This window comes from Paenibacillus sp. SRL342, from assembly GCF_984798905.1.
In genome coordinates this window covers 4,703,110-4,724,247 of record NZ_OZ481790.1, presented here as the reverse complement: position 1 = coordinate 4,724,247, position 21,138 = coordinate 4,703,110, and the positions used below count along the sequence as shown (strand labels likewise).

17 protein-coding genes are annotated in these 21,138 nt (G+C 40.6%); 15 read left to right on the top strand and 2 right to left on the bottom strand.

The features are described from left to right. Positions 1 to 108 precede the first annotated feature (108 nt). Positions 109 to 981, bottom strand: coding sequence for a helix-turn-helix transcriptional regulator (locus tag AC4E8D_RS20780; RefSeq protein WP_221822232.1), 873 nt, complete (start codon positions 979 to 981; stop codon positions 109 to 111). 694 nt (positions 982 to 1,675) lie between these two features. Here AC4E8D_RS20780 and AC4E8D_RS20775 point away from each other — a divergent pair. The 9 genes from AC4E8D_RS20775 (at position 1,676) to yaaA (ending at position 10,940) form a co-directional block, all read left to right on the top strand. Beyond that, positions 1,676 to 2,860: an LLM class flavin-dependent oxidoreductase gene (locus AC4E8D_RS20775; RefSeq protein ID WP_490206498.1), complete on the top strand. Its 1,185-nt coding sequence runs from the start codon at positions 1,676 to 1,678 to the stop codon at positions 2,858 to 2,860. Positions 2,861 to 3,073: 213 nt separating this feature from the next. Next, entirely contained in the window at positions 3,074 to 4,348 is a 1,275-nt protein-coding gene (locus AC4E8D_RS20770; RefSeq protein WP_490205178.1) for an ABC transporter substrate-binding protein, read from the top strand. A gap of 3 nt (positions 4,349 to 4,351) precedes the next feature. After that, positions 4,352 to 5,224 (top strand): carbohydrate ABC transporter permease, encoded by an 873-nt coding sequence (locus tag AC4E8D_RS20765; protein ID WP_017687487.1) that lies wholly within the window; start codon positions 4,352 to 4,354, stop codon positions 5,222 to 5,224. A 49-nt stretch (positions 5,225 to 5,273) separates the two neighbouring features. Beyond that, complete coding sequence (locus tag AC4E8D_RS20760) at positions 5,274 to 6,089, top strand: carbohydrate ABC transporter permease (protein WP_017687488.1); 816 nt, start codon at positions 5,274 to 5,276, stop codon at positions 6,087 to 6,089. Between the two features lie 113 nt (positions 6,090 to 6,202). Next, on the top strand, positions 6,203 to 7,420 hold the full coding sequence (locus AC4E8D_RS20755) for an MFS transporter (protein ID WP_036614537.1): 1,218 nt from the start codon (positions 6,203 to 6,205) through the stop codon (positions 7,418 to 7,420). A 278-nt stretch (positions 7,421 to 7,698) separates the two neighbouring features. Next, positions 7,699 to 8,586, top strand: coding sequence for a cell wall hydrolase (locus AC4E8D_RS20750; RefSeq protein WP_490205177.1), 888 nt, complete (start codon positions 7,699 to 7,701; stop codon positions 8,584 to 8,586). Positions 8,587 to 8,958: 372 nt separating this feature from the next. After that, positions 8,959 to 9,117: a DUF8570 family protein gene (locus AC4E8D_RS20745; RefSeq protein ID WP_165789856.1), complete on the top strand. Its 159-nt coding sequence runs from the start codon at positions 8,959 to 8,961 to the stop codon at positions 9,115 to 9,117. Continuing rightward, complete coding sequence (locus AC4E8D_RS20740; RefSeq protein WP_237174498.1) at positions 9,095 to 9,973, top strand: prohibitin family protein; 879 nt, start codon at positions 9,095 to 9,097, stop codon at positions 9,971 to 9,973. The genes AC4E8D_RS20745 and AC4E8D_RS20740 overlap by 23 nt, the downstream gene beginning before the upstream one ends. 214 nt (positions 9,974 to 10,187) lie before the next feature. Beyond that, positions 10,188 to 10,940: a peroxide stress protein YaaA gene (gene yaaA / locus AC4E8D_RS20735; protein WP_221822225.1), complete on the top strand. Its 753-nt coding sequence runs from the start codon at positions 10,188 to 10,190 to the stop codon at positions 10,938 to 10,940. A 206-nt stretch (positions 10,941 to 11,146) separates the two neighbouring features. Here the strand turns inward: yaaA and AC4E8D_RS20730 are convergent, their stop codons facing one another. Further along, entirely contained in the window at positions 11,147 to 11,710 is a 564-nt protein-coding gene (locus AC4E8D_RS20730; protein WP_221822223.1) for a DUF4879 domain-containing protein, read from the bottom strand. Positions 11,711 to 12,355: 645 nt separating this feature from the next. On the opposite strand from AC4E8D_RS20730, the gene AC4E8D_RS20725 reads away from it, so the two are divergent. From AC4E8D_RS20725 to AC4E8D_RS20700, 6 genes are all read left to right on the top strand, one after another. After that, positions 12,356 to 13,498 (top strand): WXG100 family type VII secretion target, encoded by a 1,143-nt coding sequence (locus tag AC4E8D_RS20725; protein WP_490205176.1) that lies wholly within the window; start codon positions 12,356 to 12,358, stop codon positions 13,496 to 13,498. Positions 13,499 to 13,519: 21 nt separating this feature from the next. Next, positions 13,520 to 13,936: a hypothetical protein gene (locus tag AC4E8D_RS20720; protein ID WP_490205175.1), complete on the top strand. Its 417-nt coding sequence runs from the start codon at positions 13,520 to 13,522 to the stop codon at positions 13,934 to 13,936. Positions 13,937 to 14,801: 865 nt separating this feature from the next. Continuing rightward, positions 14,802 to 16,079, top strand: coding sequence for a hypothetical protein (locus AC4E8D_RS20715; RefSeq protein ID WP_490205174.1), 1,278 nt, complete (start codon positions 14,802 to 14,804; stop codon positions 16,077 to 16,079). Next, a complete protein-coding gene (locus tag AC4E8D_RS20710; RefSeq protein WP_490205173.1) occupies positions 16,076 to 16,588 on the top strand; it encodes a three component ABC system middle component in 513 nt (170 codons plus the stop codon). Before AC4E8D_RS20715 ends, AC4E8D_RS20710 begins: the two co-directional genes overlap by 4 nt. Positions 16,589 to 16,599: 11 nt before the next feature. After that, entirely contained in the window at positions 16,600 to 18,486 is a 1,887-nt protein-coding gene (locus AC4E8D_RS20705) for a DUF3732 domain-containing protein (protein ID WP_490205172.1), read from the top strand. Beyond that, the gene (locus AC4E8D_RS20700; RefSeq protein WP_490205171.1) at positions 18,425 to 21,127 is read left to right on the top strand and encodes a sacsin N-terminal ATP-binding-like domain-containing protein; all 2,703 of its coding nucleotides are present in this window, start codon (positions 18,425 to 18,427) and stop codon (positions 21,125 to 21,127) included. The genes AC4E8D_RS20705 and AC4E8D_RS20700 overlap by 62 nt, the downstream gene beginning before the upstream one ends. The last annotated feature ends 11 nt before the right edge of the window (positions 21,128 to 21,138 follow it).

Below are 21,138 nucleotides of genomic sequence, written 5' to 3'. Positions count from 1 at the left end.
TCAGGAGTCTATTGCAATTTGGTAGACGCGGTATCGTACACAACCGTACACAAGGCGTGGTCCATGAGGCATGGAGGATTATAGGCTGGGGAGCGAAAGGTCGCTCCCTCATTCTTTCGTGCTCTCCGCTGTGCGATAGCGATTGGGCGGCAGACCGACTTGCTTTTTAAATGCTTTGGAGAAGGAGAACAAGTCCGGGTAACCTACGGAATGAGCCACTTCAGTTAAGCTTAGCGGCGTCTGCACGAGTAGACGTTTGGCCTGATTCATTTTCAATTGTTGGATATATTGAACGGGAGACAGGCCATAGGCTTTGCGGAACTGTTTGGCAAAATGGGTTCGATCCACACCCGCATGAGCGGACACACCTTCCACGGAGATGCCGCCTGCAAAATGAATGTCCATGTATTCCTTGCCTTTCTGGAGCCAAGGTGTGGCTGAATCCGGTTGCAATCCTTTGGTTGCGGGGGACCGCGCAATTCGGTCGAAGAGGTTTAGAAATCGGGTGAGTCGTCCCAGATCACTCGCCCGGTCCTGCGGTTTACGAACATCCTCCATGAACGAGCGCATGGCACTTGAAGTCTCCGGTGTCAGTACACCTGAACGGTGCGGTGAGTCGGGTGTAAGTCCAATTCGGGAAAGCAGTTCGGCTGCATGTGCACCATCAAAGGCAATAAATATTTTCTGCAACGTATCCTCGGGGTCCGTCCAGTACTCATGGGTAACATGTGGAAACAGACAGAACGCATCCCTGGCACGAAGGGCGTGACGCTGTCCGTTCTGTATGAATGTACCTTCCCCCTCCAGCACAAATAGCAAATAATAATAAGGTGTAGTGCGCGGGCCAATATGATAGTTGGTCTTGGCTATATTACGGCCGATGCGGATCGGCCAGGCGCCACCAGCTTTCTCGAATTCAGATGGAGTGAAGAAAAAAATATCCAAAAACTCATGGTGGTCCTCCTTCATGCTCTCGGTCATCAGGAACACCTCTTTATTGTATAAGTATCGTTTGTACATTCTAAAAGTTTCGCTTGTAGATGTAGTTCAAAAAGTCCACTTTTGATTACGAATCATGCCTAGTGGCATCATCAACATCGAAGCTGAAATTCAGCCGAAATGTCCGTTGCTCACGTAGTTTTCCTACGCTCCACTACTCCATTTCTAGCTTCATTCCATCTTCTCGGTACTGAAAACCAGACTTTTTGAACATGTATTTAAACCTATTATACAGGTGGGTTTTATATATATTCAAGATCAGGAAGACCTAAATCTGAGAAAAGACCACAAAATGACAAAATAAAATTGCCGCGAAATGACATTGCTCACAGACAAATCAATTGTTATGATGTCCATACCTATTAAACCAAGTTAATTAATCGGCATTTGGATACCTACTTTGAAAATGAGTTAGAAATTAGGCACACTTTAAAAATAAGTTTTAAACGAGTGCAAACGTAGTGGAGGGGACGAAATCGATTCTGAAGAAACGTAGTGTTCACCTTTATCTCCGGATTTTCCCTTAGAAAAGGGAATCAAAAAAATCTGGAGATAACAGTGATCGTAAGAACGATTCGTAACCGGAACGGCCAAGTTGCAGAACAGTGATCTTTTTTTAACATGAGACTTTATTTATTCATAGAAGGGATTGACTTTTGTGAGCGAACAGGAAGATATGAAGTTTGGATGGTTTTTGCCTACAGCAGGAGATGGTAAGTATGTAGGGGTTGCCCCGGAGCGGGAGCCGAGTCTGGATTATCTGGTTGATGTGGCACAGACAGCGGAGAAGGCAGGATTCGAATTTGTATTGATTCCTACAGGGGGAGCCTGTCTGGACGCGTGGGTTGTCGGCTCGGCAGTAATGAGTCACACAAAGACATTGCGTCCCCTTGTGGCCATTCGCCCGGGTTTGGTTACACCCGTACTCGCTGCACGCATGGGAGCGGCACTGGATCAGCTATCTGGTGGTCGCGCCATGATCAATGTGGTGACAGGCAGTTCTGTTCGAGATCTGGAGGAACTCGGCGATCCACTGGCACATGCGCATGATGAGCGGTATGTGCGGGCAAGCGAGTATATGGAAGTCATGAAGCGTTCATGGACCCAATCGACCGGACTGAATCTGACGGAGTTCGCAGGAAGTGGTCCGAACTCTAGCGCAGATGCACCCAGCGATCCCAATCCTGAATTCAACGGCCAGTATTACAACTTCAAAGGACCGGTAGGCATGCCGGAGACGGTGCAAAATCCGCATCCACCATTCTATCTGGGAGGAAGTTCACCAATTGCCAAGAAGGTCGCCGTTGAACATGCGGATACGTTCCTGATGTGGGGCGAGCCCCATGACTGGATTCAGGAGCAGATCGAAGAGATTGAGGTCATTCGTCAGCAGGTGAAAGAGGAAACGGGACAAGATCGTCAGCTCCGTTACGGCATGCGTGCTCAGGTGCTCATTCGGGATACCGAAGAAGAAGCATGGGCAGCGGCTTGGGAGATTATTAGCAAAGTACCACCAGAAGCGATTGAGAAAGCCAAAGCCGCTTTTGCCGAGACGGATGCAACCAACCAACGCAGACAGAACGAGCTACGGGAACTGTCCGAGAAGCAGCAGTTTGTCGTAGGTCCCAACCTGTGGACAGGCTTGTCCGTTGTGCGTTCCGGCGGTGCGATACTCATTGTAGGTACAGCCGAACAGGTGGCAGAGCGCTTGATGGAATATGGTGATCTGGGCGTAACAACCTTCATTCTGTCCGGTTACCCGCACTTGGAAGAAGCCGAAATCTTCGGTCGCACAGTGATGCCAATCATTCGCGAGAAATGGAAAACAAGACAGAAGCAGCATTCCGTTACTACCAACTAAGTAAGTGCCCCTTTTTTTACACTTTAACGGAGAGGGTAGAACCGATCTGAAGAAGCGGAGCGCTCGCCTTTATCCCCGGATTTTAACCATTGAAAGAAATGATTCAAAGAAATCCGGGGATAACAGCGATCGGAAGATGGTACTGCACTCGGAGTGCCCCGTGTAAAAACATTCATGCAACTTATATCAAGCATCCTCAGGAGGTCGTCTTTCATGAAAAAAAATAAAAAATTGATCCTGCCGCTTGTCAGTATGCTGGTCATGTCCATCCTGCTGTCAGCTTGCGGCCGCGAGGATAACGCGTCACCTGGAGAGAACGGCTCCTCGGGTCCAGGTAAAGTTACGATCAGCTTCATGCACTGGCGCGGAGAAGATTCCGAAGCACTGAACAAAACCATTGACGCTTTTGAGACAGCAAATCCGAACATTAAAGTGGAGATGCAGACGCTGCCTTCCGATCAATATCAGTCCACCGTACAATCCAAAATCAGTGACGGTTCGGTAGGAGATGTATTTGCCTCCTTCCCGGGTGCACAGTTCGAAGCTTTCACCAAAGCCGGCTTGTTCACGGATCTGACCGGATCATCGTTTCTGACTGCCTACAATTCCAAGCTGATTGAATCAGGACAGCATGATGGCAAGCAATATGCAATTCCGTATCAACTCGTATATAACGATCCAATCTATAACGTAAAACTGTTTGAACGATACGGCTTGACGCCACCAACTGATTGGGAAGGCTTTCTGGCCCTTTGCCAGAAGCTGAAAGACAATGGTATCATTCCGATTGCCTTTGCCGGAGCGGACATTGGCCCAGGGCAATTCATGAATACGATGGTGATGAACAATGCACCGAGTGACGACATTTTTACCAAAGTAGAAGCGGGCGAAGCTAAACTGACGGATGAGTTTTGGGTGAAAACATTGACTCAAATCAAGGAACTGAACGATAAAGGTTACTTCCAACAGGATGCACTGGGTACCAAGGACCCTGCGGCGGGCGCACTGTTTATTCAAGAGAAAGCAGCGATGCTGGCAAGTGGATCATATCAATTGGCTCAGAATAAGCAGCAGAATCCAAATCTGGAGCAAAAACTACTTGCACCGATTACCGTAAGTGCCGATCAAGCGAAGTATGAAGGAGTGCATACGACCACATTCATGCTCGCCGTGAACAGCAAATCAAAACATCCGGAAGAAGCGAAGAAGTTCCTCGAATTCCTTAGCAATCCCGATGTAGCGAGTAACTATGCCAACCAAACGGGACAGAATGTAACGGTGAATGATGTGAAGTACGATACGCCTGAGCTTCAGGTAGCCGGAGAATGGGCAACCAAAAAGACCGTGTTCCAGCCACGGTTCACCATCCTGAACGGAGATAATCAAAAAGCCGTAACCAACTCCATTCAGGCTGTACTGAGCGACACTTCTCCGGAAGAAGCAGCACAGCAGGCACAAGCGATCATTGATCAGCATATCGGGAAATAAACGATGAAAAACCGTCTTCAGCTATCCCTGTTTCTGATCCCCGGATTGCTGCTGTACGTTGGATTGTTCGTATTTCCTACATTGACGGGGCTGTTCTATTCCTTTACGGACTGGGATGGGGTATCCCCGTCGTATGCATTTGTAGGGCTGGATAATTACAAGGACAGTCTCAGCAGCATCGTATTCCGCAAAGCCTTTGGCAATAACGTGGAGTTCATGTTAACGGTTGTTATAGCACAAACCTTTATTTCACTTGTCCTGGCTCTGCTCCTGGTACGTAATACCAAGACACGCATTGTGCTTCGGGCATTGTATTTCCTGCCTGCGATTCTGTCCTCCGTATCGGTCGGACTGATCTGGGCATTTATGTATGATCCATCCATTGGATTGATCAACTATGGACTGAATGAGGCCGGGATGAGCAGCATCGCTCGTAACTGGATTGGTGATCCCAAGATCGCCATCTATTCCATCGCTGCGGTACAGGTATGGGCACATGCCGGACAGATGATGATTGTATTCATCGCAGGTCTGCAAGGCATTCCAGCAGAACTGTATGAAGCGGCTCGCATGGACGGCGGCAGCAAATGGCAGGTATTCCGTACCGTGACCTGGCCACTGCTGGCACCTTCGGCAACGATTGTTGTGGCTTATACGACCATACAGTCGTTCAAGGCATTTGACCTCATTTTCACCATGACGGACGGAGGACCGAACTACGCAACTGAAATTTTGACAACATATATCTATCATACCGCCTTTGGCAGCTATTCATTTGGTCTGGCTTCTGCCGGTTCCATGATCTTCCTGGTGTTGCTCGCGCTCTTGACGCTGTTGCAGTTCAAGGCACTACGTGCCGACCGGGTAAGCTATTGAGGTTGATGTTGGAGCATTCATCCTGCAATCGAGGCAGAAGGGAGTTCACATGTTTTTAAAATGGTTCAATCGCCTGATCTTATTGGTGTACGCGCTGCTGATCCTGGTGCCGCTGTACTTTGTGTTTGTATCTTCGTTCAAAACAAGCAGCAACTTCTTCACCAGTCCATTCAGCTGGCCGGACCCGTTTACGTGGGATAACATCACTGGCATGTTCCGCAATCAGCCGATGTGGCAATATTTCGGGAACAGTCTGGTCGTGACGCTTGGTACGGTTGCCATTGAGTTGTTGCTGAGTAGCATGATTGCTTACGCCATTGTCCGCTGGGGCGGTAGTGTAGGTAAAATCGTGTTTGCTCTGTTCGTAGCAGGTCTGATCGTTCCATCCCAAGTGAGTATGCTGCCGATCTATTCTCTCACGCGTACACTCGGGTGGTCGGACAGTCTCACGGGATTGATTGTCGTATCCGCGGCTATGCTGATGCCTGTCTCAGTATTTATGCTGACAGGTTTCATGCGCATGCTCAATTCGGAGATTCTGGAAGCGGGCAGTATGGATGGAGCAAGCGAGTGGAGACTCTATACGCGGATTGCACTGCCACTGGCTGCACCTTCGCTGGCGGCAACGGCTACGTTCCTGCTCGTCATGGTATGGAATGACTTGCTTATTCCGATGTTAATGCTCAGCAGTAAGTCCAAGCTAACGTTACCACTCGCGCTTATGCAGTTCCGCGGAGAATACGTGACGAACTATCCGATGATGCTTACGGGTGTACTGGTAACGGCCATTCCAATGATCGTGTTGTTCCTTCTACTCCAGCGTTACTTTGTAGCAGGTCTGACAGCGGGTTCACTCAAGGGGTAAGGTATCGCAGAAATCGGAAGGAAAAGCTTATTTTGCATTGATTTCTGGAGCATTCTGCATAATAATGATTTAGTGTCAGAATGACTACATAGAGATCAAGGGAGCTATAAGTGATGAGCAAACTGGAAGTATTGCGGAATCCCAAGCAGCGCAAGCTGCTGTTCAGTGCCGGCATGAGCTGGCTGTTTGATGCGATGGAAGTAGGTATGATCTCCTTTATCGTGGCTGCACTTGCCAAGGAATGGAGTCTCAGTCCCGGACAAGTCGGCGTGCTTACGAGTATTAACTCGATCGGTATGGCGCTAGGAGCTTTGCTTGCAGGTGCACTTGCGGACCGATTTGGACGGAAAGCTATTCTGATGTGGACCTTGCTAATCTTTACGATTGCAAGCGGTCTATCTGCACTTGCGACCGGATTTGCTGTATTGTGTGCACTGCGTCTGGTTGCAGGTATCGGACTTGGCGGAGAGCTGCCCGTAGCATCTACCCTGGTATCGGAGTCGATGCCTACAGCGGAACGGGGACGTGCCGTTGTATTATTGGAAAGTTTCTGGGCAGGGGGCTGGATTGTATCCGCGCTGATTGCAAACTTTGTTATCCCGGAGTACGGATGGAGAATTGCTTTTGCCATTGGTGCACTTCCGGCGTTCTATGCACTGTATCTGCGTCGTGCCATTCAGGACCCGCCGCGGTACAAGAATCATACCAAACTTCATAAAATCACGTTCCGCGAAAAAGTGGCTACCGTCTGGTCAGCACCACATCGCCGTACAACGTTGATGCTCTGGATTTTGTGGTTTACCGTCATTTTCTCTTATTATGGTATGTTCCTGTGGTTACCTTCGGTTGTGATGGCAAAAGGATTCACGTTGGTTAAAAGCTTCCAATACGTGCTGATCATGACGATCGCACAGCTGCCAGGTTACTTCACCGCGGCGTACTTCATTGAACGTTACGGTCGCAAGTTCGTACTGGTTGTGTATCTTACCTTAACTGCATTCAGTGCGATTGCGTTTGGACTGGCAACAACGGAAGCGACAATCCTGACTGCGGGGATCTGTCTTTCCTTCTTCAATCTGGGAGCCTGGGGTGGTCTGTACGCCTACAGCCCCGAATTGTATCCGACTTCCGTTCGTTCGACAGGTGTTGGACTTGCCACATCGGTTGGCCGAATCGGTGGGGTGCTTGCTCCATTAATGGTCGGTATGCTGGTTCAACGTGAAGTGGCGATCAGCCTGATTTTCACGATTTTCTTCGTGACAATCCTCATTGGCGCAGCGGCTGTACTGTTCTGGGGCCGGGAAACGAAGGGTCAGGAACTGGCCGAGTAATTGTCAATAAATACAACGCAACTTTTGTACGGGTCTGCCTGCCTACGGAAATAATGGGTTGGACAAGCGGTATATGGTTGATACAAGAAGGGGCATGACCATGGTGTGACCATGGGCTCATGCCTCTTTTTGTTATGTTCAGCGTCGTTTTTTCACTGCGTCATCGGTCCGATAGACTTCATTTTTTCTATATCCTATAATGACACTCGGGATGTCCAACCGTGAGGATTCAGGGGAAAGAAGTGGGATCTGGATTCAGAAAAGTGGAGGTTAATGGAATGATGAAGAACAACATTGAAATGGATCACCCGAATGAAATCAATGAAAAGAATATGATAAGTGAATTAGATAGCGTGAGTGAGATGAAAGAGATGAAGGTGGGAAGCCATATGAACAGTAATGAACGGACTACAGTTGATAGCACGAATGAAGGGCTGGATCAATTAACGTTTGCTGGCAACATGGAACCTATCACTGTCAGTCGGAAAGTCACTCATGGGAAGGGGAACACGGCTGGCAAAAGAGCAGGGCGGGTCAGCATGCTTCTCGGTGCCTGCGCATTGACTCTGGGATTAACCGTGGCAGCTCCTTCAGCGGGAGCACAGAAGCTGGAACAGGGCGTTCGCAGCGAGCATGTACTGCAATTGCAGGAGCAATTAAGCGATCTGGGGTACTTCGACGCCGGAATGACTGGATATTATGGTTCGATTACCAAAGGTGCTGTACGTGAGTTCCAGCAGGCGCAGGGACTAAGTGCAGATGGAGTTGCAGGTCCGGCGACACTGAACAGGCTGAATAAAAAGGCTAAAGCCGAAGGCGAGACGTTACGCCAGTTGGCGAAGCTGATCCATGGTGAAGCGCGCGGAGAATCTTTTGAAGGGCAAGTCGCTGTAGGAGCGGTTGTGTTGAATCGGGTACATTCGAGTGAATTCCCGTCGTCTATTTCGAAGGTTATTTTCCAGAAAGGGCAATTCACGGCTATAGATGATGGGCAGTTTAATACCAAGCCAACCCAGACTTCTTACAGGGCTGCTCGTAAGGCATTGAATGGCGCTGATCCGACGAACGGAGCGCTGTATTATTACAATCCGAAGATTGCCACTTCGGTGTGGAGTAAGAGCAGGCCGACACTGCTGACCATTGGGCAGCATGATTTTACGAGATGAGTTAAGTTGAGATATGTAGTGTAATATTTGAATGATAATAATGAACCTCGGTGTACGCTGCTGAATGCAGACGTGTACCGGGGTTTGTTTTATATTTTGATTGTGCAGGCGAGGATTGTTGGAATCTCAATATAATCTACATCAATGGGAATGGTCAGCATATAAATTATACTTACGTTGCATTAGGGGAGAAAGCACTACAAGAAGCGGCAAGGGATATCATTGAAACCGAATCGAATTAATAAAGTATATATAAAGAAGGATATAAATTATTAATTGTAGATTTGGATGAATGAGAATTTATATTTAACAGGATGTAGATCATGCCTACTGAGGTTTTGCTAGGTTACATCCATAGAGGGGAGGACGAATATGCCATTTATTGGGGGAATCATTTTAATTTTTATCCTAGCATTCATTCTATGGTCATTAATGTTCCCGCTATTCAATAAAATAGGTAGTAGAATTCTGAAGAAATACAATAAATTCAAACAAGAGGAGAATGGTGATGAAAAATTCAAAGACGTTTAGGGTAGGGGCAATTACGGTTGCATTAGTTATTATTGTGGGCGTGCTGCTGGTGACCTTCTTTTTAACACGAATTCCTAATGGATATGTTGGGGTCGTATATTCACCAAATGGAGGCGTAAAAGATAGCACACTGAGTCAAGGGTGGAAACTCGTTGGAGCGTTTGATAAAGTGACGAAATATCCTATCCGAATTCAAACGGTGGAATACAGAGATATTCAGATTGCTACTTCTGATGGGAAAAACATCACAATCGATTTTGCTTACAACTACCAAGTAGAACCAAGTAAAGTATCTTCTATCTTTAATACATTTGGGCCAATTAGCATTCAAGAAATTGAGGATACATATCTCAAAACACGTTTCCGTGATGCAGCTCGTAAAGGTATTTCCAAGTTTACAGTCATTGATGTTTATGGTGAAAAGTCATCCGAAGCAGGCGTAGACGTCGAACAACGTTTTTCTGATGATGTTAAAGAGTTAGGCTTTATTGTATCAAACGTTACCGTCGGTGTTCCTCAGCCTGACGCTAAGACTCAGGAAGCAATCGATAAGCGTGTTGAAGCTTCTCAAGAACTGGAACGTAAAACGACTGAACTGGAGATCGCCAAGAAAGAAGCAGATCGTAAGCGTGTGGAAGCACAGGGTAATGCAGACAAACTATTGATCGAAGCAGAAGGTCAAGCTAAAGCAAATAAAGAGCTTCAGCAATCATTAACAAGTCAACTCGTTGAATATGAAACAATCAAGAAATGGGATGGAGCCCTTCCATATGTGAGTGGATCAAACACGCCAATGATTCAATTGCCAACTACAAAAACAGAGCAAAATAGCGGCGCGGGGAGTGTATCGCCCTAATAGCGGTTTGAAATGCATGCCTTGCTTTTTCACCATTTTAATGTGTTGAATTCTAATGAACAAGCCGGTCCAATCGTGGGCTGACTTGTTCATTTTGAATTTTTTCAAAGGTACTCTGAGAGATTTAGTTAAGCCATGGCATTGGATTCACCTGTCCAATCCTGTACAATGGATAACGACAAAAACAACGGTAGATTAAGGATGGATCAGCACGATGAGAATTATCATATCACCAGCTAAAAAGATGAAGATTGATACCGATCTTATGGCTATCGCACAGATGCCGCAGTTTATAAACGAGTCAGAACAGCTATTGAGTCTGCTTCAAAAGTTATCCTATGACGAACTCAAAGCGATGTGGAAGTGTAACGATGCAATCGCCGAACAGAACGTGGAACGGATTCAGAATATGAATGTAAAAGCAAATCTTACGCCAGCCATCTATGCCTATGAGGGCATTCAGTATCAATATATGGCTCCGGGTGTTTTTCAAAATGAGGAATTAGAGTATCTTCAGCAACATGTACGCATATTATCCGGTTTTTATGGCATGTTGCGGCCTTTGGATGGGGTTACCCCTTATCGGTTGGAGATGCAGGGCAAGCTGCAAGGTCCGGGCTTCAAAACGCTCTATCAATTCTGGGGTAGCAAACTCGCAGATCAGCTTCAATCAGAAAGCAACTACATCCTAAATCTGGCTTCCAAAGAGTATAGCAAAAATATTTTACCTTTTCTGAGTGAGGAAACCCGGTTCATTACTTGTGTATTTGGACAAATGGTCAATGGGAAGCTTGTTGAAAAGGCAACCTGGGCCAAGATGGCCAGAGGTGAAATGGTACGTTATATGGCAGAGCACAAGATTGCAGAGGTGAAGGACGTAAGAAACTTTGATCGGTTAAATTTCGCTTTTTCAGAAGAACGATCCGACGAGAGTACGTATGTATTCATACAAGCAGAGGGAAAGTAGCTTACAGTGCAACGGTGGGTTCCTATACAAAGTCGACCCTTTAAGGTCACAAAGAGAAAAGACGCAGGGGATGTATATCCCTGCGCCTGATCAAGAATTATTAAATCCATGTCCAAAGCTGATGAGCTTTTGGGCTTACTTTCCGTATTCCTCAGGATAGAACCAGGATAGCCAAATCCTCCAATATTCATATTACATCCTTCCTGTTAGCGAACATTAATCCAAGCGGTCCACTGTGTTGGAATATTAATGGAATAGACCGTACCTACAAATTGTCCCCCTGTACTAGGCGCTTCATAAACCCAAGAATGGGCAAAAGCATCTACGACACGATCACCGTCCAGATCAATAGCTTCAGACCAGTTGTTTGTCATTGTATTGCCGGCGAGTGTGCCGTAGTGACTGCTGTCATAACCGATCTGGAAAGTAATACACTGAATCCAAGCCCCACCATGATCATTGGTTGTGGACAGTGGGTTGTTATTGAAGCCGTAAATTTCTTGACCGCCATTAGGAGATACGACACCGTATACATTAATGTGAGATACTTTCGGAGCAGGCGCAAACAGAACTGGACCACCCACATTATCAGCCTTCTGCGATTCAAATTCAGCCTTAGCCGCTTTCACAGCTTCACGGAATTCTTTGGAATTAATAATTTCTTCCTTTGTCATAGGTTTGGCTTGAGTCACATCACCGTCTGCATAGGCAGCTACATTAAATGAAAGCATTAGAACAAGAATAAGAGCTAAACTAATCAACTTTCTCATAGCAATAAATTCCACCTTTCTTGTTATGGGGATTCTTTTACAAAAAACATGCGGTTACGACAAATAGACCTGCTTGCAGCTTAAAGCCTCTTGCCCTCCTCTCTTTTAAAGATGGTTCTTCCCCTTTTTTCTTTACTGAAAAAGAAATTAAGGAGGTAGAACTCTACAGGCTAGAAAACTCTATGAAGTAGGAATGTATATGTAAAATGAATGCCTGCCAATAATTATGTGTTGCAGACAAAATGTAAAACTCATTTATACGCATTGATATCTTAGCTATGATAGGTTCTGATACATTTTGAAAATATAAGATTCCAAAATAAATATCTAAATTGTAATATATTACATTTATACAAACATATAGTACACCTAATCATCCGCACGAGTCAAGTTTCTTCATTAATACTATGATTTGTTAAAGTCTGCTGCTCGTCGTAGTAAAATGCCACAGTATCCTATAGTCGCAAAAGGAAAACCCTCTGGAACATGTATACACCTACATAGAGATCGTATGGGGCTGAGGGACGGATATAAATCATTCTGAGCGTGGATTCATGCAGTGAAATCAGGAGGTTAGGCGGATGTATTGTACTAGTACTTCTGCTAACATAGGTTAATCATATATCAGATGAGCGGTGAAAACGGATGAGTACAATTAAGGTGACTCCTGAGCAACTACATCACGTATCGGATCAGGTGGATCAGGCGAGACAACAATTGGAACATATACGGGAGGATCTCACAAGACAGATCGTGTTCCTTCAGCAGATGTGGCTGGGTGTGACGCAGGAGCGTTTTTATGATGAGTTTGCACGGTCACGTCCTGTATTGCAGAGGGCGCTGGAAAGTATGGTGAACACCTCTAAGGAATTGAAGGATATTGCCACGCGATTTGAGAATGTCGATGCTGAAAAGGTGAGTCTTGGCAGTACTGTTGGCGCTGTAGGTGCGGGAGCAATGATGAAGACCTCAAGATATTATGCTGGTTCGGATGATAAGGGCTACCGGATGGCACAAGTCAATATGTTTGGGAAGCTGATGTGGATGCCTGTGAATGAGAATGGTGTTACGGATCAGGCAGCCTTGCAGGCATATAAGAAGGATCAGGGGCATTTGGATTTTAATCGGATGCAAGCTACGGATGCTGAAGCGCCAGGGGAAGATATTTATGCGATGCAGATCAAAGCTTTTGAAAATGGAATTCATCCCTTCACAGGCGAGCCTGTATCCGATAAGTATGCTCAGATGATGCTGACTTCTCTGAAATTCAGCCAACTATTTATGGCATTTCAGATGGTTCGCGGGAGTATGCCGGGTGGCAAAGGGCCGTTTCGCTTGCCTGCCTCTGATCCGGCTGTGGCGAAGATTAAAAAGAATTTGGAAGCGGCTGAAGCGAAGAAAGCGTATGGGCAAAAGAAGGGTTCTGAGGTCACAGGACAGGTTCCTGATATCGGAGAAGTTAAATTGAAACCACTTGGGACTAAAGGGGAAGGTGATGCACTAAAACGTACCTTTGAAATAGACGGAACTAAAGTAGAAATTAATAGTGGACATGGTTACCGTGGAAGTGGGCATCGAACAGGAAATGCTCAAGATATTGGCACCATGGATCAGATTGAATCCGTTATACTTAAAGATATGGAATTAGCCAATAAGGCAAATCTTGATTTCCCTAGACCTCCTAAAACGATTGAGCGAACGATTCAAGTAAATGAGAAAACAATGGGCTATACCGTAACACAAACGCCTGATGGTACTTTAAGGGTCTCTACCTATTATCCTAAATAAAATATAAAGGGGACATTTACCTTGACTATACAGAAGACAGTGGAAGAATTGCATCAGTTGATTGACCAGGATTGGTCGAAATTAGATCAGGCAGAGTTAAAAACAACGAGAGAGAGTGTAGAATCTCTATCCAATGAATTGCTATCTGAGATAGATCATACGAACAACTCAGATCATTTATTAGAAGCCATTAATTATGAGCTTACGCATTTTTTTCTACCGATCCCTTGTGGGATAAAGATGTATCAAAGATTGATTCTGTTGAATCCGTCCAACCCATCCTACTATGAATGGTTTACGGATTACCTTTTACAGTATGGACCCGATTGGCAGGAAGAGGCGAATGAGTTAACCGAAATTTATACAAAAAAAGATTTTCAGGATGCTTGTGACTTTGCACAAAAGATTGAGCAGGTTAAAGATTTTGAAAGTAAATAAATTTTCAGACATCATCGTAATTCGTTACAGTAAAATGATTTGATATCCTCTGTTAAATCAAAGAATGAACCATAGGGATCTGTATGCTTCTAAAGAGAAGAATAATGAATTTCGAGATCGTGGGAGGGATTCCGATGCCTAAGAAAGAAACAATTCAAGAAGTGGAGCCAGTATTAAACGCCAACAACGAATCAAAGTTTTATTTCGGATAGAGCAGCTCAAAGATTGGCAAGATGCCTGTATAGGGAAAATGGAACATTTACAGATAAAACAACATTTGAATCGTAAAGCAATACAAGCCTCGATTGGTTATCTCACTTTCGAGTAGGCTTAGACCGAAGCTTAGCGCTAAGTCAAGTCGGGCACATAGAAGAAATCTATGGCGTTTAAGAGTTGTTATTACACTTTATTTACCGAATATCTGACGATTACTTTTGGGTTGCCGATGATGATTGGGTGTACAGCTGGGAAGATATGCAATCACTAAAATCGTTACAGTATCCTGAATGGTTTTATAAAAATCCGAAAGCTCTTCCCACCTGAATGTTGTGAGGAACGAGTTCTTTAGTATGCAGAAAATAACTAAAGAAGGTGAGAGGACAGCAAATAAAGGCGCTGAGGTAAGTAGTTCAATAAGGTGTATAGCGATTTGATAGGCAGGTCATAGAATAAATTATTTAAACAAATATAATTATGCTCTGGAAAATCCTTGTTGGTTTTATAGTTCGAAAAACCTATAATTTGAATATATTTGGATTTTTAAAGAGGAATTAGTCTTAATATGTAGAAAATAAGTATGTAGTAGATTAATTTACAGCAATTTACTTCAAATATAACTTATCATGCGTTACAAGGGGTCAATATTATGGCGAAAAAAAAGACAGTTCAGGAACTAACAGCCGCGGAATCTAAATCTATCGGTTTTGATTATCAGTATTACTATTTTTTGTTTCTAATGCTGCAATTAGAATCTGATCAAGCTGTTGGGTACGAGGTAAAGGACGATGTTCATATTGACAAACCTGATGGTAAACAAATTTTCTTTCAACTAAAGCATTCTATTGAAACAAAATCAGATGATACGATAGTGAATTTAACAGAAAAAGATGAAGATATTTGGAAAACAATTTCAAATTGGGTGAAAATAATTAATGATGAGGTTGCAAAAAGAACAACTTTGGATATGCAAATTGAGTTCATAAATAAAACTGATTTTCACTTAATAACTAATAAATCGGAATCTAAAGAAAATGAGTTTTTGAAGAAAATCGCACTTTTTCAAAAAAGCCAGATTACTGTACAACAAATTAAAGAATATCTATTAACAATCAGTACTCCTGCTCCTAGGAAGATTGCATCTGTAGTGGACAATTATATAATGCTACTAATTAAACAGAAGCAGAGCTGGTTAAAAGCTTTTTTTTCTAAATTAATTGTTGAACATAACAAAGATGACTTGATAGCAAATATTAAAGTTAAAATTAAAGAGAAAAATGTAAAAGATACTCGAATTGATGATGTTTTCTCTTCTGTGGATAGCCACTTGAGAAGAATGATGTACGATAATATTAAAGCACGGCAGAAAATTGTTATTACCTTTGAGGATTACTATAAAAATTTCACTAGATATTTTGAATTAGGTAGAAATAGAAAATTACCTATCAGATTAGAGACGAAAAAAGCATCTATACCAGTAAATGCTCACACTCATATCTCTATTAGGCAATTAATTGATGCAGAAATTTTAAGTGGAATGGATGATGATTTTGAGGAAACATTAGTTAATATTTTTACAAGTAAGTATGAATTAAATAATAATCTTATTAAGTGGATTCAGGATAGCGATATCTCGGAAGATGATAGAAAGGCCTTTGACAAAGAAAGTCTTGATCGCTGGGTAGTTATATTTAAGGGTGTTTATTCAAAGATGCTGAGGAAACTACGTACAACACCCATTGAGGCAATTGATCCCGAAGAACTAATTGAGCTAGCATCTAAATGTTACTATAAAACGCTTGAGTTACAACTCACATTAGATGAAACTGAACTTACAACCAATATGAGTAACGGTCAGTTTTATCTTTTATCTGATAAGCCTATCCTTGGATGGTATTTTGATTGGAAAGAAAGGTATAAACCATGAGTGATTTAGGAGCTATGATCAAAAGTATAGGTAATGATTTAACTGTCAATCAAACTAACATATTCAATAATGAAATGATAGGTAGCATAGCTATGTATTCGGTTATTAGACACTTGGGATCGTTAAGTACTGCCAAAGCAATGTTAATTCTTCCAATAGCATTGCATAATCAAATTGTTAGTTACATTGGTAGAGCTAATAGAGAGGTCAAAAGTATCGAACAACTTCTTATAAGAAAATCGGATCTTTTAGCAAATTTTAATGGGCGTTTTTACTCACTATTAGAGGTTTCTGTGAATTGTATTGCAATATTAGCAGCTCTTAAATTTGTGAGTATAAGTTCTGATGGAACAATTAATGTTATAAAAGATAAAAATTTTATACCAAGTAGTGAGAAAAAATATATCGGTAGTAGAGCTAGTCGTATCATAGATTCAACACCCCAAATTGCTAGGCTCTTTGAGGATAATGTTGAAAATTTATATCTCCAATTGAGGGTGAAATTATGAGATTTCATATCATGAAACTTATTCTTTGGCTAAGGAATGGGAAGATGCGTGAATTGGAATTTAAAAATAACAAAGTGAATGTTATTACGGGGGAGAGCGAGACAGGGAAATCAGAAATAATAAGTATTATTGATTATTGTTTCTATGCAAGTGAAATTGATATAACGGAGGAAAAAATAAATGAAAATGTTAATTGGTATGGCATCAAATTCAGTATTAATAACAAAATATACACTATAGCTCGTGGAAGAATAAAAGAAAGAAGATTGTCTAAGGAATATTATTTTTCACCTGTGGGTACCGTTCCAAAAATTCCAAAAATGAACATAGAGGAAACTGATCTTAAAAAAGTAATTGAAAAAGAGTTCAGTATCTCAGATAAAACAGTGTTTACATATGGGAGTAAGAACATAATGTTAGGCAGTAAAATATCTCCTAGATATTTTTTTATGTTTAATACTCAATCGGAAAATATAATAATCAATACTGAAGTTTTCTTTGATAAGCAAAATAGTGATAAATACAGGGACGCGTTAACAAGAATTTTTGACTTAGCAGTTGGTATTGAATCAGAAGAGAATCTTTTACTTAAAGCAAAAATAAATGAATTAAATAAAGAAATTAATTTGCTTAATAGAAAAAAAATAGTATTTGACAAGGCTTCTAACGTCTTTCTGGAAGATCTAAAATCTTTATCTGAAAGAGCTCAAACATTTAACTTAATTGATTACGAGGTATTTAATGTTGAAGCAGTATTAGCTAAGTTAAAAGCTACAGTTACAAATTATAAAGAAGAAAATATAACGATCAATTTAGATAAGTTAAATAAACTAAAAAGAGAAAAAAATTCACTAATAAGAAAAATCAAAAATCTTAAAAGCTTCAAAAATGAATATGAAGAGTACAGAAAACTTGAGGCAGTTAATTTAGATAGTTTGAAGCCTGTTGTTGCTATCAAGAATGCATACTATAAGCTTTTTGGTTTGCCAGACCTTGATTTGATTATGAATGTGTTGAATGAAGAATATCATGAAATAAAGAAAAATATTGCGGGTAAGCCTCCTTTTGATTTTAACGTTGATGAAAAAATCAGCAAATACGAATCGGATGTTGACAAGTTAAATATGCAAATCATTAACATTCCTCTTAATGACGCACAAACTAGAAATGAGATGGATAAATTAATATTTATAGGGGAGTTAAAAGCTAAGATTTCAATTTATGAAGGAAGCGGTAATGAGTCAGAGATAAAGAGCGAAATTACTAATACTTTAAATGAAAAAATTGAAACTAGAGATGAGTTGGAAAAATATGTTGTAGACTATACTGAACAAAAGGATTCAGTTTTGCGACTGTTAGATGAACTAGTTCAAAATTATTTAGAACAAAGTGAGGATGCAATACCAACATATAAAGGATACAAATCTGCTTTTCAGTACAAAGAAAAGAGATTGAAGTTAAGAGAGCCGAAGGCCATAATACCAACTAAAGTAGGAAGTAGTTCAAACCATCTTTTCTTACATTTGTGTCTCTTTTTAGGTTTACAAGAGCTTATAGTAAGACAGAATTCTCCGTATGTTCCGAACTGGTTAATATTAGATCAGCCTAGTAGGCCATATTTTGGAGAGGAGGAAGAAGTAAAGGTAAAGGAACAAAAAGAATGGGAAGATGTCTCGAAAACAGATAGAGCAAAAATTAAAATCGCTATGCGGCTATTAAACGATTTTATTACTTACGTAAATAATGACTTACAGAAGGATTTTCAGATAATCGTCTTAGAGCACATACCAAAATCAATTTGGCAAGAAGCTAAATTGGATAATTTTTTTCAGGTAGATGAAGACTTTAAAAACGGTAATGCTCTTATTCGATTTGATATTAATGGAGAGCCGTATTGATTCAAGAAGTCTTGTAGAATTGATATTGTATAAAGGGCAATCAATAAAATTGAGGGAGATATTTTCTATGATAAATAAGGAATACAATGAGTATAAGGAAACTACAATAAATTCTGCTTTTATTACAATTAACACAAAACTTTCTGAAATATTCAATGATGCTACTAAAGAAAAGCTTGAGAGTTATTCTAGAAGGTGGATTTGGGAGTTAATACAGAATTCATGTGATACTGAGACTGATTTTATTAACATAAAAGTTAAGTTTGATTCAATAAAGCATACAGTGAGTTTTTGCCATGATGGGAGGCCTTTTGATAATCGTAGTCTTCTGAGTCTGATAACACAGATTTCTGAGAAGGTTGACTTAGAAGATAAAGTTGGCCAATTCGGCACAGGGTTCATTACTACACATCTACTCTCAAAAAGGGTGAGGATCACAGGAGCATATTGTAAGAAAGATAATCAAAATGTTGGTCTAAATTTTGATTTGGATCGAAGTGCATGGAGTGAGAATACATCGAGTAAAGAATTTGCGTATTCACTAAAAGAACAAATTCGTAAAAACCTGGATGATTTAGATGATCTTGAAACAGTAACAGCGGTAGCTAGCATAAACAACGAAACAGAATTTACATATTATTTGAATTCGTGGGAAATTAAAGAAGCAGTCAATTTGGGTATCAAAGACTTAATTAGTCATATTCCTTTTTTATTTGCTTTCAATGATAAAATCAATTCAATTACAATAAATGGTGTCAAGTATATTAGTCAACCAATTCCTACTAGTCATATTAAAAATAGAGAAAATTTATTGTTCTCAAAGGTTAGGATATATAAAAATAGTGAACACATATGTGATGTTTTTAACTTTAAAAATAAGCAAGAAGATATTTCAATCGGTGTTTGTTGTAATAAGGAAATAATAGCTTATCCGGATAATACAGCAAGAATATTTTGTAGATTTCCTTTGGTCGGGAGTGAAAGTTTCGGTATTCCATTTGTTGTAAATAGTAAGTCGTTTCAAGTTAATGAAAAAAGAGATTCTTTACAACAAAGTAATGAAATAAACAAAAAAATAATGGATGAAGCAATTAAGTTGTATGATAGAAGTATCAACATTTTTATGGAGAATTCCATTGAAGGATTGCGGAAATTTTGTATTACACGAGAAAAAAGGGAAAATACTCATTTGAGTGATTTTTACTTTAAGTATTCAAAAGAAATTTATTCAAATAAGGAAATAGTGAAGACAGCTCGTGGTCAAATGAAAACATTGAAGGAAATAAAAATTCCTTCTCTAGAGGACTTTAATTTTCCGAAAGAGATGGACGTAATGACTAAAGATAATATTCGAAAAGATTATTTCAATTTACTAACTCATTGTAAAAACATTGATGTACCAGAATTTGAATTCTACACAGATTGGCTAAAGACATTTAAAGAAGCTGCTATTTCGATTGAAAATTTAGCAGAAGAGATATCCACCAAAGATACAATATTAAATAAGCTGGAGAATAAAACTTGGAAGGAGTGGTTGAATCTTTATTTAGGGATTCTAGTTAAACTAGAAAAGAAAGAGTTATTGAAAACGAAATCAATATATGTAAATCAAAAAGATCTAGTAGTACCTTTAGAGAAATATTTTGCTGATATCATTACCGATGAAAAACTCAAAGAAATATATAATGGATTTTTCGAGAATGAAAAAGATTATATAGAGCATAAATTGATTCATCGTGTGATAGAACTAAAAGATGATATTTTTCAAGATTTTATCAACCCATATACAGATGAGATGATTGCAAAAGAAATATCTACTAATGTAATAAACACGTTGGCTAAAGAGCGGGGAAACGAAAATAAACGAGATGATAAAATCCAAGATAATTTTAACAAATTATTTTATTGGATAAAAGCTAATGAAGACAAAGCACAAAATATATTCAATTCAATTTACGATAATAGAATGAGTTTATGCTCTAATACAATTCAAATTGAAAACTATACTATGGCTGAAGAAGCAAAAAAATTTTTAGCAGACAATAATGTATCTTCTTTTGGGGAAATAGAAAATATAAAATTAATAGAAATACAGCAGCATCAAAATGTACTTGAAAATGAGATAGATAAGTTGCTCAATACTAATACGAAAGATGTTACAGAAGAAATGATATTGGATTTTTTGAGAAATATGTCAATCTCTTGTGAGGAGGAATTGGTAAAATTTTTAGAAGCTAGTGGTCAATCAGCGGAAAAAATTAAAAAATTCTTAGAGTATAGGTCATCAGGGTTACAAAGATGCTACTTGAAAGTGCAAGATATGTTAAAAACCGCTGCTGAGAGAGTAAAAGCTTATTTACCATCAAGAGGTTATGATTTGACTGATGTTAATCGAATTGCTCCTACTGTTTATGACGGAATAAAAAGAAATAACGAAGATATTGTAATTGTTGTCCGACCAAGTAATAATAAAAAAATAATACTTTATTATGACAGTGAGCCTACTTACCTTAGGAAAAATTATGAACTGTGGGTTGTCGACACGGATAATCAAATAGACATTCCGAAACAACTGACTCTGGGTGATATACTAAAAGTAACTGGAATAAAGGTAATACCATTGAGAAATTTATTTCTGTAAACGGAGGCTAG

Bases quoted from the DNA above. Each gene is read 5' to 3' on its own strand.
- AC4E8D_RS20780 (WP_221822232.1), bottom strand. From the start codon at position 981: ATGACCGAGAGCATGAAGGAGGACCACCATGAGTTTTTGGATATTTTT.
- AC4E8D_RS20775 (WP_490206498.1), top strand. From the start codon at position 1,676: ATGAAGTTTGGATGGTTTTTGCCTACAGCAGGAGATGGTAAGTATGTA.
- AC4E8D_RS20770 (WP_490205178.1), top strand. From the start codon at position 3,074: ATGAAAAAAAATAAAAAATTGATCCTGCCGCTTGTCAGTATGCTGGTC.
- AC4E8D_RS20765 (WP_017687487.1), top strand. From the start codon at position 4,352: ATGAAAAACCGTCTTCAGCTATCCCTGTTTCTGATCCCCGGATTGCTG.
- AC4E8D_RS20760 (WP_017687488.1), top strand. From the start codon at position 5,274: ATGTTTTTAAAATGGTTCAATCGCCTGATCTTATTGGTGTACGCGCTG.
- AC4E8D_RS20755 (WP_036614537.1), top strand. From the start codon at position 6,203: ATGAGCAAACTGGAAGTATTGCGGAATCCCAAGCAGCGCAAGCTGCTG.
- AC4E8D_RS20750 (WP_490205177.1), top strand. From the start codon at position 7,699: ATGATGAAGAACAACATTGAAATGGATCACCCGAATGAAATCAATGAA.
- AC4E8D_RS20745 (WP_165789856.1), top strand. From the start codon at position 8,959: ATGCCATTTATTGGGGGAATCATTTTAATTTTTATCCTAGCATTCATT.
- AC4E8D_RS20740 (WP_237174498.1), top strand. From the start codon at position 9,095: ATGAAAAATTCAAAGACGTTTAGGGTAGGGGCAATTACGGTTGCATTA.
- yaaA (WP_221822225.1), top strand. From the start codon at position 10,188: ATGAGAATTATCATATCACCAGCTAAAAAGATGAAGATTGATACCGAT.
- AC4E8D_RS20730 (WP_221822223.1), bottom strand. From the start codon at position 11,710: ATGAGAAAGTTGATTAGTTTAGCTCTTATTCTTGTTCTAATGCTTTCA.
- AC4E8D_RS20725 (WP_490205176.1), top strand. From the start codon at position 12,356: ATGAGTACAATTAAGGTGACTCCTGAGCAACTACATCACGTATCGGAT.
- AC4E8D_RS20715 (WP_490205174.1), top strand. From the start codon at position 14,802: ATGGCGAAAAAAAAGACAGTTCAGGAACTAACAGCCGCGGAATCTAAA.
- AC4E8D_RS20710 (WP_490205173.1), top strand. From the start codon at position 16,076: ATGAGTGATTTAGGAGCTATGATCAAAAGTATAGGTAATGATTTAACT.
- AC4E8D_RS20705 (WP_490205172.1), top strand. From the start codon at position 16,600: ATGAAACTTATTCTTTGGCTAAGGAATGGGAAGATGCGTGAATTGGAA.
- AC4E8D_RS20700 (WP_490205171.1), top strand. From the start codon at position 18,425: ATGAAGACTTTAAAAACGGTAATGCTCTTATTCGATTTGATATTAATG.